The 15,019-nt window shown below is 69.0% G+C and carries 11 protein-coding genes; 2 read left to right on the top strand and 9 right to left on the bottom strand.

The annotated features are described in order from the left end of the window. Nucleotides 1–26 precede the first annotated feature (26 nt). Both AVE30378_RS26295 and AVE30378_RS26290 read right to left on the bottom strand, forming a co-directional pair. A complete protein-coding gene (locus tag AVE30378_RS26295; RefSeq protein ID WP_244235149.1) occupies nucleotides 27–2,144 on the bottom strand; it encodes a TonB-dependent siderophore receptor in 2,118 nt (705 codons plus the stop codon). A 248-nt stretch (nucleotides 2,145–2,392) separates the two neighbouring features. Continuing rightward, complete coding sequence (locus AVE30378_RS26290; protein WP_129245159.1) at nucleotides 2,393–2,917, bottom strand: MarR family winged helix-turn-helix transcriptional regulator; 525 nt, start codon at nucleotides 2,915–2,917, stop codon at nucleotides 2,393–2,395. 154 nt (nucleotides 2,918–3,071) lie between these two features. On the opposite strand from AVE30378_RS26290, the gene AVE30378_RS26285 reads away from it, so the two are divergent. Next, the gene (locus tag AVE30378_RS26285; RefSeq protein ID WP_129245157.1) at nucleotides 3,072–4,046 is read left to right on the top strand and encodes a Bug family tripartite tricarboxylate transporter substrate binding protein; all 975 of its coding nucleotides are present in this window, start codon (nucleotides 3,072–3,074) and stop codon (nucleotides 4,044–4,046) included. 8 nt (nucleotides 4,047–4,054) lie between these two features. Beyond that, nucleotides 4,055–5,623 (top strand): sulfatase-like hydrolase/transferase, encoded by a 1,569-nt coding sequence (locus AVE30378_RS26280; protein ID WP_129245155.1) that lies wholly within the window; start codon nucleotides 4,055–4,057, stop codon nucleotides 5,621–5,623. A gap of 16 nt (nucleotides 5,624–5,639) precedes the next feature. On the opposite strand, the gene AVE30378_RS26275 is transcribed toward AVE30378_RS26280, so the two are convergent. From AVE30378_RS26275 to AVE30378_RS26245, 7 genes are all read right to left on the bottom strand, one after another. Then, complete coding sequence (locus AVE30378_RS26275; protein WP_129245153.1) at nucleotides 5,640–7,337, bottom strand: AMP-binding protein; 1,698 nt, start codon at nucleotides 7,335–7,337, stop codon at nucleotides 5,640–5,642. Nucleotides 7,338–7,342: 5 nt separating this feature from the next. After that, the gene (locus tag AVE30378_RS26270; protein WP_129245151.1) at nucleotides 7,343–7,933 is read right to left on the bottom strand and encodes a chalcone isomerase family protein; all 591 of its coding nucleotides are present in this window, start codon (nucleotides 7,931–7,933) and stop codon (nucleotides 7,343–7,345) included. Further along, nucleotides 7,897–8,442 carry a DUF4442 domain-containing protein gene (locus tag AVE30378_RS26265; protein WP_129245149.1) on the bottom strand — a complete coding sequence of 182 codons (546 nt, stop codon included), beginning with the start codon at nucleotides 8,440–8,442 and terminating at the stop codon, nucleotides 7,897–7,899. The genes AVE30378_RS26270 and AVE30378_RS26265 overlap by 37 nt, the downstream gene beginning before the upstream one ends. 17 nt (nucleotides 8,443–8,459) lie before the next feature. Continuing rightward, nucleotides 8,460–9,659, bottom strand: a complete 1,200-nt coding sequence (locus tag AVE30378_RS26260) for an acetyl-CoA C-acyltransferase (RefSeq protein WP_129245147.1) — start codon at nucleotides 9,657–9,659, stop codon at nucleotides 8,460–8,462. A gap of 156 nt (nucleotides 9,660–9,815) precedes the next feature. Next, on the bottom strand, nucleotides 9,816–12,206 hold the full coding sequence (locus tag AVE30378_RS26255) for a 3-hydroxyacyl-CoA dehydrogenase/enoyl-CoA hydratase family protein (RefSeq protein ID WP_129245145.1): 2,391 nt from the start codon (nucleotides 12,204–12,206) through the stop codon (nucleotides 9,816–9,818). 49 nt (nucleotides 12,207–12,255) lie between these two features. Next, a complete protein-coding gene (locus tag AVE30378_RS26250; RefSeq protein WP_129245143.1) occupies nucleotides 12,256–13,578 on the bottom strand; it encodes an OmpP1/FadL family transporter in 1,323 nt (440 codons plus the stop codon). A 32-nt stretch (nucleotides 13,579–13,610) separates the two neighbouring features. Beyond that, a partial coding sequence (locus tag AVE30378_RS26245) for a 3-hydroxyacyl-CoA dehydrogenase family protein (protein WP_165360309.1) occupies nucleotides 13,611–15,019 on the bottom strand: 1,409 nt, incomplete at its 5' end.

Below are 15,019 nucleotides of genomic sequence, written 5' to 3'. Positions count from 1 at the left end.
CCCGTCCCGGAGCGGGCGGGCCGGCGCTAGAAGCGGTAGGCGCCGCTGAGCATGACCGTGCGGCGGGCGCCGTAGAAGCAGTCGCCGCGGTCCAGGCAGACCACCTCGTACGTGCGGTCCGCGATGTTGTTCACGTTGAGGGCGTAGCGCCACGGGCCGTTGTCGTAGCTGAGCATGGCGTCGAACAGCGTGACGGCGGGCGTTTCGGGCGCGCCGCCATCGCGGAACGCCGACAGGTAGCGCACGCCGGCGCCCACCGCGAAGCCGGGCTGGCCGGCCAGCGCGAAGCGGTACTTGCCCCACATGGACGCCATATGTTTGGGCTGGGCCTCCAGTTGCGGGTCCAGGTCGGTGTAGATGTAGTTGGCGATCACGTCCAGTTCCCTGGTGACGCGGCCGCGCAGTTCCAGTTCCACGCCGCGCGTGCGCGTCTTGCCGGCCTGCAGTTGGTTGTTGGGGTTGTCGGGATCGTTGGTCTGGCGGTTCTTCTCGCGCAGGTCGTAGGCGGCCGCGGTGAACTCGATGTCGGCATCCTTCGGCAGGTACTTGATGCCGGCCTCCACCTGCTTGCCGCGCATCGGCTTCCAGCGCTGGTTGTAGAAGTCGGCGCCCGCGATCGGCGTGAACGATTCGCTGTAGCTCAGGTAGGGCGACCAGCCGTTGTCGGCGGCGTACATCAGGCCGAAGCGCTTGGTGGTGGCCAGGTCGGTTTCCCGGTCCTGGCCCTCGGAGGTGCTGTCCGCGCGGTCGCGGCGGATGCCCGCCAGGAAGATCCAGTTCTTGTCGAACTTGATCTGGTCCTGCGCGTAGAAGCCCAGTTGCTGCTGGTTCAGCTTGGGCGTGTCCGACAGTTCGTACTCGGGCACGTTGCCGTATTCCGGATGGAACAGGTTCAGCGGCGAACCCAGGCCGCTGGCCGTCTTGCCGGTTTCGCGGTAGCGCGAATAGTCCATGCCGAAGATCACCGTGTGTTCGGCGCGGCCCCAGTTCAGCTTGCCTTCCAGGTTCTGGTCGGCCAGCAGGGTGCGCATGCGCGGCTTGTTGACGTAGAAGATGCGGTCGACGGTCTGTTGTTCCGGATCGATGTACGAATCGCCGCGGCGGTCGCCGTACACGTTGGGATAGAGCGTCTTGTAGTCGACGCTGCTGACCGTGTTGCGGAAGTTCTGGCGGACTTTCCAGGTGTCGTTGAACTGGTGTTCGAACAGCCAGCCCACGCTGAATTGCTCGGTGTCGTAGGCGTCGAAGCCGGGCTCGCTCGCGAAGCGCCGCGTCGGGATGCGGCCGTTGGGATTCTCCTGCACCGAACCGCTCCACGGAAGGAACGATTGCGTCGTGCCCGCGCGGTCTTTCTGCCAGGTGGCCTGGAACGTCAGCGAGGTGGCGGCGCTGGGGCGCCACGTCAGCGACGGCGCCAGCATCAGGCGGTCGTCCGGCGCGTGCTGGACCTGGGTGTCGCTGTCGCGGCCCACGGCGACGACGCGGTACAGCCACTGGCCGTCTTCGCTGGCCGGGCCCGTCAGGTCGGCCTGGATCTCGCGGCGGTTGTGGTTGCCCAGCATTACGCCGATCTCGCGCTGCGTTTCCGCCTGGGGGCGCTTGCTGACCAGGTTGACGATGCCGCCGGTGCTGCCCTGTCCGTACAGCATGGACGAGGGGCCGCGCAGCACTTCCACGCGTTCCATCGCGTACACCTCGGTGCGCGGATTGTTGAAGCTGAAATACTGGCGCAGGCCGTCCAGGTACTGGACCGGCTCGACCCCGCGGATGCGCACGTAGTCGGCGCGGTTGTCTACGCCGTAGGCGTTCGGCCGCACCCCGGCGGCATAGTTCATGGTGTCCTGGATGTTCTGCGCGCCCTGGTCCACGATCTGGTCGCGCGGGATCACGGTGATGGCCTGGGGCGTTTCCGACAGCGGCGTGTCGGTCTTGGTGCCGGCGGAACTGCGCGTGGCCACGTATCCCTCGACCGGGCCGGTGGCGGTTTCGCCCGTGCCGGTGACCTGCACGGCGGGCAGGACGGTGGTGGGCTGGGCGGGCTGGGCCCGCGCCGGCGCGCCCAGGCAGGCGGCCAGTGCGGCGGCGATGGGCAACAGGGCCTGCGGCCGCGCGCGCCGGGCGGCCGGGTAAGGATGGTGGTTCAAGAGATCTCCCCAGCGGCCGCGGGTGGATGGCAGCCGATTGAACATACAAATAGAAGCGATAATTATTATTAATTGAATGCCAGGCGCATGTCAGGAAACGGGCCGATCCCAGATGTAAGAAAGCCCTGCGGCGCGGGGGCGGTTCGCAGGGCAATACGGAAAAAGCGCCGTGCTATCAGCGGTTTGCGGATCGTTCGCATGGCAGCGATATCGGCCGCCGTTTGTTGGCGCGGCGCGACAGCCCCGCCTCAGGCGTATCGGGCCCGGCGCGTGCCGCCTTCGCGGCGGCTGGCTTTTTCCGCGACGATGTTGTCTTCCGCCATGCGGCGTCCGCGCTGTTCGATGCGGCCGAGGAAGCCGCGCAGCAGGGCGACCTCGGCGTCGCTCAGGTCCTGCACCAGCAGGTCGTTCAGCCGCGAGACTTCGGGCAGCAGGGCCTCGTAGCGGGCGAGGCCCTCGGCCGTCGCCTCCACGCGCACCACGCGGCGGTCGGCGCTGTCGTGCAGGCGGCGCAGCCAGCCTTTTTCGCATAGCGCGCCCAGGGTGCGCGACGTGCGCGCCAGGTCGAGCTTGGCGGCGGCGGCCAGTTCGGCCGAACTCATGATGCCGCCTTCGACGGCGCAGGCCAGGATGCGCCATTCGCGGCGCGTGATGCCGAACCGCCCTTCGCACAGGCGCAGGAAGACCGGATTGGATTGCGCCCAGGCCTGGTACAGCCGGTACATCAACATGTCCTCAAGGTGGCGTTGGCCGGACGGGGGGACGGTCGGCATGGCTGCTCCTCTTTGACGCGCCGCATATCGTTATGGGAAGTCCTGGATTAGATCAACAAATGCTCCCGTTGCTAAATTCAATTTTCCTATTTGGGAACCGGCCGGGCAGTGACAAGCACAATCGACAGCGGGCCGCTGTCTCCAGGAGAAGACGATGCGTAAATGGATGGCAGGCGCCGCGGTCGCGGCAACGCTGGCGGGCACCGTGCCGCTGGCCTGTGCGGAGCAGGCCCCGCTGGACGGGGCGCTGACGATCGTGGTGGGATATCCGCCGGGCGGCAGTTCCGACCGCATTGCGCGGCTGGTCGCCGACCGCCTGAAGGAACGGGTCGGCGTGCCCGTCGTGGTCGAGAACAAGACGGGCGCGGGCGGCCGGATCGCGGCACAGGGCCTGCATGCGGCCGCGCCCGGCCAGAACGTGCTGATGCTGGCGAACCCGGCGGTCATGGTGGTGGCGCCGCTGGTCTATGCCCAGCCCGGCTACGATGCCCAGCGCGACTTCAAGCCGGTATCGCTGGTCAGCCGCTACAAGTTCGCGCTGGCCGTCTCCGCCGGTTCGCCGATCCAGGACCTGGCCGGCATGCGGCAGTGGCTGCGGGCGCACCCCGGGCAATTCACCGTGGGCGTGCCGGCCACGGGCAGCCTGCCGCATTTCTTCGCGCTGATGCTGGGCCGCGAGATCGGCCAGGAGCCGGAAGTGGTCGGCTACCGCGGCTCGGCGCCGCTGATCTCCGAACTGATAGGCGGCATCCTGCCGCAGGGCATCGACACGCTGGATACCCTGCTGCCGCAGCACCGCGCCGGCAAGATCCGGATCCTGGCCGTCTCGGGCGACGCGCGCGACGCCGAACTGAAGGACGTGCCGACGTTCCGCGAAGGGGGCGTGAATCTCGCGGCCGACGGCTGGAACGCATTCTTTGCGCCGGCGGCGATGCCGCAGGCCAAGATTGGACGCCTGGGCGCGGACATCGCGGCCATCCTGGGCGAGCCCGCCATGCAGGAAGCCGTGCGCGCCGCCTACCTGGAGCCGGTGTCCCTGGACGCGCGCGGCACCGCCGATGCGCTGGCGGCCTACCGCGAGCAATGGGAACCCGTGGTGCGCGCCTCCGGCTTCAAGGCGGAGCAATAGGAGCGGCGATGAGCACGGTGCAGAATGTGTTGTTCATCATGGCGGACCAACTGCGGGCCGACCACCTGAGTTGCTACGGCCATCCGTATCTGCGGACGCCCAGCCTGGACGCGCTGGCGGCGCGCGGCACGCGCTTCGAGCGCGCCTTCGTGAATTCGGGCGTCTGCGGCCCTTCGCGCATGAGCTACTACACGGGCCGTTATCCGTCGCGCCACGGCGCGACCTGGAACCGGGTACCCCTGTCCGTGAACGAAATCACGCTGGGCGAATACCTGGCGGGGCAGGGGCGCGACCTGGCGCTGGCCGGCAAGACGCACATCATTCCGGACAAGGCCGGCATGGAGCGGCTGGCCATCGACGGGGCCTCCGAGCTGGGCGTCCTGCTCGCCCGCGGCGGCTTCACCGAACTGGACCGCTACGACGGCCACCACACGCCCGGCGACGAAAGCGGGTATCCGGCCTTCCTGCGCCGCCACGGCTACGACAGCGCCGATCCCTGGACCGACTACGTCATCGCCGGGGTGGCTGAGGACGGCCGCGTCGTCAGCGGCTGGAACATGCGCAACGTGCACCTGCCCTCGCGCGTGGCGGAGCCGCACTCCGAGACCGCCTACATGACGGACCAGGCGCTGGACTTCATGAAGCGGCGCGGCGGCCAGCCCTGGGTGCTGCACCTGAGCTACGTAAAGCCGCATTGGCCGTACATGGCGCCGGCGCCCTACCACCGGCGCTATACGGCCGACCAGTGCCTGCCGGTGCGGCGCAGCCGCGAAGAACTGACGGACGCGCATCCGGTCGTGGCGGCCTACCGGCAGCAGGAAGAAAGCGTCAGTTTCTCCACCGACGAGTGCGTGCGCGTGGTGCGGCCCGCCTACCAGGGGTTGATCCGGCAACTGGACGACCACCTGGGCCGGCTGTTCGACTACATGGAAAGCGCCGGCCTGATGCAGAACACGCTCATCGTGTTCACGGCGGACCACGGCGACTTCCTGGGCGACCACTGGCTGGGCGAAAAAGAACTGTTCTACGACACCGTGCAGCGCGTGCCCTTCATCGTGATGGATCCGTCGGTCGAGGCCGACGCCACGCGCGGCCAGGTGCTGGACGACATGGTCGAAAGCGTGGACCTGGTGCCCACGGTGCTGCGCGCGCTGGGAACGCCCGGACCCAGGCACCGGCTGGAGGGCCGGGAGCTTCAGACGCTGCTGCATGGCGGGGACGGCGCCGCGCCGTGGCGGGACTGCGTGTTCTCGGAACTGGACTACAGCTTCCGCCAGGCGCGCGTCCTGCGCGGCAAGACGCCGCAGAACGCCCGCGCCTGGTCGGTCCGGACGGACCGATGGCGCTACGTGTACTGGCTGGACGAGCCCGAGCAGCTCTTCGACCTGCATGCCGATCCCGACGAATACCAGGACCTCGGCCGCAGCAGCGCGCATGCCGGCACGCGGCTGGAACTGCGCCAGCGCCTGCTGGACTGGATGCTGCGCGGCAAGCGCCGCACGACGATCAGCGACGAAGCCGTGGAAAAGGCGACCAACGCGCACAAGCGGGCCGGCGTGTTCTTCGGCCAATGGTAGCGCGGCGCCCGCGTCCTCAGGGCTTGGCCGAGGATGCCGCCGGTTCGGTCTGCTGCGCGGCGGGCTTGAGTTCGCGGCGCAGGATCTTGCCGACGTTGGTGCGCGGCAGGTCGTCGCGGAACTCGACGTAGCGCGGCACCTTGTAGCCGGTCAGATGCTTGCGGCAATGCGCGATCAGGGTCTCGGCGTCCAGGGCGGGGTCCTTGCGGATGACGAACAGCTTGACGGCCTCGCCCGAGCGTTCGTCCGGGACGCCCACCGCGGCCACTTCCTTCACGCCGGGATGCAGCGCGGCCGCGTCCTCGACCTCGTTGGGATACACGTTGAAGCCCGACACGAGGATCATGTCCTTCTTGCGGTCGACCAGGAAAACGTAGCCGTTCTCGTCCACGTAGCCGATGTCGCCCGTGCGCAGAAAGCCGTCCGGGTACAGGACCAGCGCGGTTTCGTCGGGGCGCATCCAGTAGCCCTGCGTGACCTGGGGGCCGCGCACGCAGATTTCGCCGCGTTCGCCGATGCCCAGCTCCCGGCCGTCGTCGTCGCGGATGGAAAGATCGGTGGACGGCACGGGCAGGCCGATGGACCCGGTGAAGACCTGCACGTCCAGCGGGTTGATCGTGACCGCCGGCGAAGTTTCGGTCAGGCCATAGGCCTGCGCCAGCGACCGGCCGGTCACGGCCTTCCAGCGGTCGGCCACCGACCGCTGCACCGCCATGCCGCCGCCCATCGTGAGGCGCAGCCGCGAAAAATCCAGGCGCGCGAAATCCGGGTGGTTGAGCAGCGCGTTAAACAGCGTGTTGACGCCGGTGAAGGCGGAAAACGGCACCTTGCCCATTTCCCTGACCAGCCCGGCGATATCCCGCGGGTTGACGATGAGCAGGTTGCTCGCGCCCATCTTCATGAAGGTCAGGCAGTTCGCGGTGAGCGCGAAGATGTGATAAAGCGGCAAGGCCGTCACGACGCATTCCTCGCCCTCGGTCACCAGCGGCCTGACCCAGGCATAGGCCTGGCTGACGTTGGCCACCAGGTTGCCGTGGGTCAGCATGGCCGCCTTGGCCACGCCGGTGGTGCCGCCCGTGTATTGCAGGCAGGCGAGGTCGCGCTGGTCCAGTTCCGCTTCGGCGAAGGGGGCGCCGCGCCCCGCGCGCAGCGCATCGCCCAGCCGGGTGGAACCGGGCAGGGACCACGCGGGCACCATGCGCTTGACGCGGCGGACCGCGAAGTCCACCAGGCGGCCCTTCAACGGCCCCAGCAGTTCCCCGATGGAAGTCACCAGCACGCGCTCGATGGCGGTGCCGGGCAGGGCCTTTTGCAGGGTGGCGGCGAAGTTGTCGGCCACCACGATGGCGCGGGCGCCCGAGTCGGCCAACTGGTGCTGGAGTTCGTGGGCGGTGTAGAGCGGGTTGCAGTTGACGACCACGCAGCCGGCGCGCAGGGCGCCGAACAGGCATACGGGGTATTGCAGCAGGTTGGGCATCATGAGCGCGACGCGGTCGCCGCGGCGCAGGCCGTTGGCGTGCAGCCATGCCGCGAAGTCGCGGGTCAGCCGGTCGAGTTTCGCGTAGCGCATCGGCCGCCCCATACTGATGTACGCGGTCTTGTCCGCATAGCGGCGGCAGCTTTCGCGGACGATCGAGACCAGCGTCGTCGTGCCGTCCATCTCGATTTCCGCGGGCACGCCGGGCGGATAGCTTTTCTGCCAGATTCGTTCCATCGTCGCTAGTTCCCCAACAGGGCTTTCTTCAGTGAGGCCTGCGCCGGCTTGTCGCCGAGCCAGACGCGCAACAGGGCGCTCGCGAAAGCGGGGCTGTCGATGCGGCCGCGCGGCGTGCCGTTGGCGGCGACCGAGACGCCGCGGGCATCGAAGTCCAGGTCGACCACGTCGCCTTCGCGGACGGCGCCGATTTCCGCCATCAGGCCGGACAGGCGCTCCGCCGGCGCTTTCAGGGCGGCGAGTTCCTGCGCGGGCGTATTGTCGCGCAAACCGTCCTGCAGGGCGCCGTCCAGGCTCTTGCCGTCCACGTCGCGCAGCAGTTGCAGGCGGATGCGGCGAGGCTGGTCGCTGTCTATCAACGCGGCGGCGTCGCCGCTCTTTTCGGCGGCGTACAGCGCCGCCACGTAGACCTTGACGACGAACTTCGTGCGCACGCCGGCGCCGTTGAGCACCAGGCCGCGGCCGTCCGGCGACAGGGCCGCCGGCACGCTCACGCCGGCGATCTCCACGCCGGCAGCGTGAGCGGGGCCGCCGGCCAGGCTGGCGGCCAGCAGGATGCTCAGGGCGGCGGATCGCCCTCCGGGGATGCAAGGCATTTGTCTCCTCCTGTGTTCTTCTGCTTGTAGAACGTCTTGTCCGCGATGTAGATCGTGCGCTCCACGACGGCGTAGACGATGCCGTCCCTGTCCTTGAGTTCCACCGTGTAGTGCCGGGTGGTTTCATGGTCGCGGGCCAGGATCCGCCGTATCTCCGCGATTTCACCGGCCGGCAGGCGGAAATCCGCGTACAGGGTGGCGTAGGCGGGCTTGCGGTACCGGATGGACGCCGCCTTGTCCCAGACGACGTGGTCCGCGCCCAGCGCGGCCATCAGCATCGTGGGGTGGGCGCCGTCGGTGACCGCGAAGAGCGAACCGCCGTACATCGATCCGACGATATTGCGGGTGCGGCGCAGGAGCGGCAGCTTGATGCGGATGTGCTGGAAATCCGGCGACACGTGCACGACGCGGCCGCCGGTGGCGCGGAACGCCGGATGCAGGTTGAATCCCACCCGCATCAGGCGCGCGCGCCACTGCGGCGACAGGCTCTTGAACCAATAGGGTTTCATGCTGCCGGCCGCGGTGCCTACATCGCCTCGAACAGGCCCGCGGCGCCCATGCCGGTGCCGATGCACATGGTCACCAGGCCGTACTTTCCGCGGATGCGGCGCAGGCCGTGCGTGATCGTGGCCGTGCGGATCGCGCCCGTCGCGCCCAGCGGATGGCCCAGCGCGATGGCCCCGCCCAGCGGGTTCACCTTGGCCGGGTCGAGCTTCAGTTCGCGGATGACCGCCAGGGACTGGGCGGCGAAGGCTTCGTTCAGTTCGATCCAGTCCAGGTCGTCCTGCCCGATGCCGGCGCGCGCCAGCACCTTGGGGATCGCGGCGACCGGGCCGATGCCCATGACCTCGGGCGGCACGCCGGCCACGGCGAAGCCGGCGAAGCGCGCCAGCGGGCTCAGGTTGAATTCGCGCAGGATGCGGTCGGACACCAGGACCACGGCGGCGGCGCCGTCCGACATCTGCGAGCTGTTGCCGGCCGTGACGCTGCCGCGCGCGGCGAACACCGGCTTCAGCCGGGCCAGCGCCTCGGCGCTGCTGTCCGGACGCGGGCCTTCGTCAACCTCCACCAGGCGGCGCACGACGCGCACCGCGCCGCTGGCGCCGTCGGGCAGGTGCGCCACGACTTCATAGGGCGTGGTTTCGGCGCGGAAGTGTCCGGCGGCGATGGCCGCGCAGGCCTTCTGGTGCGAAGCCAGGGCGAAGGCGTCCTGGTCCTCGCGCGAGACTTTCCAGCGTTCGGCGACCTTTTCGCCCGTCAGGCCCATGCCGAACGCCATGCCGAGGTTCTCTTCATGCGCGAAGATGGCCGGGTTCATCGACACCTTGTTGCCCATGATCTGCGGCATGGCGCTCATGGATTCGGTGCCGGCGCCGATCATGATGTCGGCCTCGCCCATGCGGATGCGCGCGGCGGCGTCGGCCACGGCCTGCAGCCCCGACGCGCAGAAGCGGTTCACGGTGACCCCGGCCACGCTTTGCGGCAGGCCGGCAAGCAACAGCCCGATGCGCGCCACGTTCATGCCTTGTTCGGCTTCGGGCATGGCGCAGCCGGCGATCACGTCTTCGATGCGCGCATGGTCCAGCCCGGGCACCTGCGCCAGCGCGCCGTTCAGCGCGGCGGCCAGCATGTCGTCGGGGCGGGCGGTGGCGTAGGCGCCGTTGCGCTTGCCCACCGGCAGGCGCGTGGCGGCGACGATGTAGGCGTCTTGAATCTGCGTGCTCATATTCATTTCCTCATATATCCACACTGAGACATATCAACTCCATTCTCCCCGCGCACGCCGGCTTCCCTGAGCCAGGCCGCGCGGATCCGGCTCCGCCGGTCCGCCACCGGCGCCCCCCCGGGGGGGAAGCGCCGCAGGCGCTGCGGGGGGGGGGGACTAATTCCGCAACGGTTTGCCCGTGTCCAGCGTGTGGCGGATACGCGCCTGGGTTTCAGGCGTGCGCAGCAGCGCCATGAATTCCTTGCGCTCCACGGCCAGCAGCCATTCCTCGTCCACCTTCGTACCGGTGTCGACCTCGCCGCCGCACAGGGCGACGGCCGCGCTGCGCGCCACGAGGTAGTCGTGGGCGCTGATCATGCCGCCCTCGCGCATGTTGACCAGCACCATTTCGAAGTTGGCGATGCCGTTGCGGCCCGCCACGGGAACGTCGCGCAGGCGCGGCGGCGGCGTGTAGCCGGCGTCGGCCGCGGCGCGGGCCTGGCCGATGGCGACGAACAGCAGTTCGGCGGGATGGAACACCACGGCGTCATGGTCGCGCGCAAAGCCGGCCGCGACGGCTTCCAGCGCGCTCTTGGCTACCTGCGCCGTGGCGATGTTCTGGAAGACCGGCTGCAGGTAGGGGAAGACTTCGCCCGGCGTGGCCGTGCGCGCCGCCAGCGCGGCCGCGCGGGCCGCGAATTCCTTGCTGCCGCCGCCCGCCGGGATCAGCCCGACGCCGGCTTCGACCAGGCCGATGTAGCTTTCCAGCGCCAGCACCCGGTGCGAGGCGTGCATCAGGAATTCGCAGCCTCCGCCCAGCGCCATGCCCTGCACGGCGGCGACGGCGGGTATCTGGGCATACTTGAACGACTGGGACGCCCGCTGGAATTTCTCGACCGTGGCTTCCAGCATTTCCCAGTGGCCGGCGGCGCAGGCTTCGGAGACCTGCTGCAGGTTGGCGCCGACGGCGAAGGGCGCGTCATGCCAGATCACCAGCCCGTCGAATTCGCGCTCGGCTTTCGCCACCGATTGCAGGATGCCTTCCAGCACCTCCGCGCCCAGCGTGTGGTTCTTCGAGGTGACCGAGAGGATGGCGATGCCCGCGTCCACCTTCGGGAGGTTCCACAGGCGCACGCCTTCGTTTTCCCAGACCGTGACGCCGCGGTCGTCGGCGGCTTCGCCGAAGACGCGTTCGGGGAACAACTGGCGCCGATACACCGGCAGGGCCGAACGCGGATGCAACCGGCCCGTGCGGGCGGAGTACGACCCTTCGGGCGCATGCACGCCCTGGCGGCCGGGCTCCAGCGCCCAGGCCGGCAGCGGCGCGTCGCTCATGCTACGGCCGGCCGCGATGTCCTCGGCTACCGCGGCGGCGATGCCTTGCCAGCCGGCGGCCTGCCAGGTTTCGAACGGCCCTTGCGACCAGCCGAAGCCCCAGCGCATGGCCAGGTCCAGATCCCGGGCGTTGTCCGCCACGTGCTCGAGCTGGGCCGCGCTGTAGTGGAAGATGTCGCGGAACAGGCTCCACAGGAACTGGGCCTGGGGATGCGCGCTCGCGCGCAGCGCGGCGAAGCGGCGGGCGGGGTCGCGCTCCTTGAGCAGGGCGGCGACCTCGTCGGCCAGTTTGCCCGCGCTGGGCGCGTAATCCCGCGCCTTCAGGTCCAGGACCTGGATCTCCTTGCCTTGCTTGCGGTAGACGCCCGCGCCGCTCTTCTGGCCCAGCGCGCCCTTGGCGATCAGGGCGGAGAGCCAATCGGGCAGCGTGAAGTAGCGGTGCCAGGGATCGTCCGGCAGGTTCTTTTCCATGGTGCCCACGACGTGGGCCAGCGTGTCCAGGCCGACCACGTCGGCGGTGCGGTAGGTGGCGCTCTTGGGGCGGCCGATCTTCGGGCCGGTCAGGGCGTCCACTTCGTCGAAGCCCAGCCCCAGGCGCGCGGTATGGTGCATGGCGGCCAGGATGGAGAACACGCCGATGCGGTTGGCCACGAAATTGGGGGTGTCCAGCGCGCGGATCACGCCCTTGCCCAGCTTCGACGTGAGCCAGGTTTCCAGTTGGTCGAGCACGGTCGGCTGGGTGTGCGGCGTGGCGATGATCTCGACCAGCCGCATGTAGCGGGGCGGGTTGAAGAAGTGGATGCCGCAGAAACGGTCGCGCAGGCTTGCGGGCAGGGCGTGGGCCAGGGCGTCGATCGACAGGCCGGAGGTATTGGAGGCGACGATGGCACCGGGCGCGACGTACGGCGCGATGCGCTCGTACAGCGCCGTTTTCCAGTCCATGCGTTCGGCGATGGCCTCGATGACCAGGTCGCAGCCGCGCAGCCGGTCCAGGTGATCGTCGTAGTTCGCCGGCTCGATCAGCGCCAGGCGCGCGGCGCCCGCCAGCGGGGCTGGCTCCAGTTTCCTCAGACCGGCCAGCGCCTTCTTGACGATGCCGTTGCGGTCGCCTTCGGGCGCGGCCAGGTCGAACAGCGTGACGGGCACGCCGGCGTTGGCCAGGTGGGCGGCGATCTGCGCGCCCATGACGCCGGCACCCAGGACGGCGACGTGTTTGACGACGAACTTGCTCAAGGAAGTCTCCTGAAAAAAGCGGAGGGCGGGCGGACCCGCCGTCCCGGGGCTAGAAGCGGGCCGACAACTGCACGCCCAGGATGTGGGCATTGCTGTCGTAGGTGCCCGCCACGCGGCCCTTGGTCAACTGGTTGCCGGACGTGGTGTCGATGTCCGTCTTGCGCAGGTACAGATAGGTATAACCCACGTCCAGCGTCGTGTTCTTGGTGGCCTGCCATTGCACGCCGGTCGAGAACCAGTAGCGGTCGTTGTCGGGGAGCGACGTCGGCCGGTCGGATTCCTTGTGCACGGGCGACTGGTCGAAGGCCACGCCGAACTTCCATTTCCAGTCCGGCGCGAACTTGTAGTTGGCGCCCAGGGCGACGCGCCAGGTGTCGCGGAAGTTCAGCGGCAGTTCGTCGTCGCGCGCCCCGGCGCCCGAATTGCGGATCTTCAGGCTGGGAATGCTGCTCCAGCCCGTCCAGGATACGTCGCCCAGCAGTTCCCAGCGTTCGTTCAACTGGTGCGCTCCGCTCAGCACCAGGGTGTCGGGCAGGGTCACGGTGGCCTTGGAGTCGAACGAGACCGAGTTGCCGAGCGGATAGATGTCGTCGATGTCGGTGTCGCCCTTCGCCGTGTGCTTGATCTTGGAACGGTAGGACAGGCCGATGCGGGTGTCCTCGGTGGGCTGAAGCATGAAGCCCACGTTCCAGCCCCAGGCGTCGCCCTTAAGGTTCAGGTCGGCGTCGCCGGTCGTGGCCAGCGGCACGCCGGGAACGGGGAGCACGACCTTCTTTTTGTAGTTGGCGTCGATGTGCTGCCAGTTCAGGCCGAAGCCCATCGAGAACTGCTCGTTGACCTTGTACGCGACCGACGGGTTGATGTTGATCGTCTTGATGTCGAACTTGTTGGAGTGGTACTGGCCCACCCAGTCGTCGTCGTACTCGGTCATCAGGCCGAACGGCGCGCCGATGCCCAGGCCCAGATACCACTGTTCGTTCAACTGCCAGGAGGCATAGAGATTGGGCACCGCGCCCAGGTTGCCGGCGTCGCCGCCGTTGCCGCCGGTGGGCGCCGAGCCGCCCAGGCCCGAGCCCGGCAGGCCGGGGGCGCTGGGGTTGCGGCTGTCGCCGTTGTCCTTGAACTTGAAGGACGGCTTGATCAGGTTGACCCCGCCCGACACATTGAAGCCCGGAAGGTAGGTCATGCCGGCGGGATTGTAGTAAATGATGCTGGCGTTTTCCGGATTTGCCGCCGAGCCCGCGTACGCGTTGCCCAGCCCGCTGGCGTTCTGCTCAAGGAGCTGAAAGCCGGCCGAGTGGGCCGCCGTGGCGGCTCCCAGTCCGACCACGAAGGCCGACAAGGTGCTCAGGGACAATGAACGTCTGCTCATGGTACTGCCTCCTCGTGTTGGATGTATGCGCTTTAATGCGCCGCGGATTCTGCCATCCCGGAGGAATCCGGTCTGTCGCCGCTTTGGTAATGCAGGGGGCCGCCCGTGAAGGGCGCGAACCCCGTTCCGAAAATCACGCCCGCGTCGGCCAGGTCGGCGTCCGCGACGATACCCGCGGCCACGCGCTCGCGCGTGGCGTCGATCAAGGGCTGGATCAGGCGCCGCGCCAGTCCCGGCGGAGCGCCGGCCGGGGCGTCGGCGCTCTTGACCGGCTTGCCGTCGCGCCAGGTGTAGAAGCCCTGGCCGCTTTTCTTGCCCAGTTGGCCGCGCGCCAGCCGGTCGGCCAGGCAGCGCGGCGGCGCGGCCCCGCCCGCCAGTTCTTCGCCCGCGGCGCGCGCGATGTCCAGGCCCACGGTGTCGGCCAATTCCAGCGGCCCCATCGGCATGCCGAAGGCGACCATGGCCGCGTCCACCGCCTGCGCGGAGACGCCTTCGTCCACGCTGCGCATGGCTTCCAGCATGTACGGCGCCAGCACGGCGTTGACCAGGAAGCCGGGGGCGCTCCTGACGGGCAGCGCCAGCTTGTCGATCTGTCCGACGAAGGCGCAGGCGCGGGCCCGCGCCTCGCCCGTGTCGCCCTCCGCGTGCACGACTTCCACCAGCGGCATCTTGGCCACGGGGTTGAAGAAGTGGATGCCGACCAGCCGCTCGGGACGCGCCAGGCCGGCGCGCAGGGTTTCGAGCGACAGGCTGGACGTGTTGGTGGCGAGCAGGGCGTCCGCCTTCATGCGCGGTTCCAGCGACCGGTACAGCGCGCGCTTGGCCTCGGGCTGTTCGCTGATGGCTTCGATGACGACGTCGGCCAGCGGCACGCCGTCGGCGGCCGGGTCGGGAATCAGGCGGTCGAACGCGGCCCGCGCTTCGCGCGGGTCTTTCAGGCGGCGCGAGAACAATTCGGCCGCGCGCTTGAGGGCGGGCGCGATGCGGGCCATGTCCTGGTCCTGCAAGGTGACGGTCATGCCCTTCAGCGCGCACCAGGCCGCGATGTCGCCGCCCATCACGCCGGCGCCCACCACGTGCGCGCGGCGCGCGGGCGCGATGCCGGCCTGCTTGCCGTTGGCCTTCAGGCGTTCCTGCAGGCGGAACACGCGCAGCAGGTTGCGGGCGGTGCCGGACGCGATGATGCGGTCGATCAGTTCGGGCGCCTGCAGCGCGTTGCCGCCGTGCTTTTCCCAGAGATCCACGATGGCGGGCGCGGCGGGATAGTGGCCTTGCGGATCCTTGGCGGCGATCTGCTTGCGGGCGCGCCGGGCGACGATGGCCTTCAGCGGCCAGAGGTTGGCCCAGCCGCCGGGGCCGCGCGCGCGGCGCGGCGCCTTGCCCGACAGCACGGTCTGGCGCGCGGCGGCCAGCAGCAGGCGGGGAGGGACCCGCGCGTCCG

It is taken from the genome of Achromobacter veterisilvae (genome assembly GCF_900496975.1).
In the GTDB taxonomy this organism is placed as follows: Bacteria; Pseudomonadota; Gammaproteobacteria; order Burkholderiales; family Burkholderiaceae_B; genus Achromobacter; species Achromobacter veterisilvae.
The sequence above is the reverse complement of the archived record's forward strand: the minus strand, read 5'-3'. Positions and strand labels throughout refer to the sequence as shown.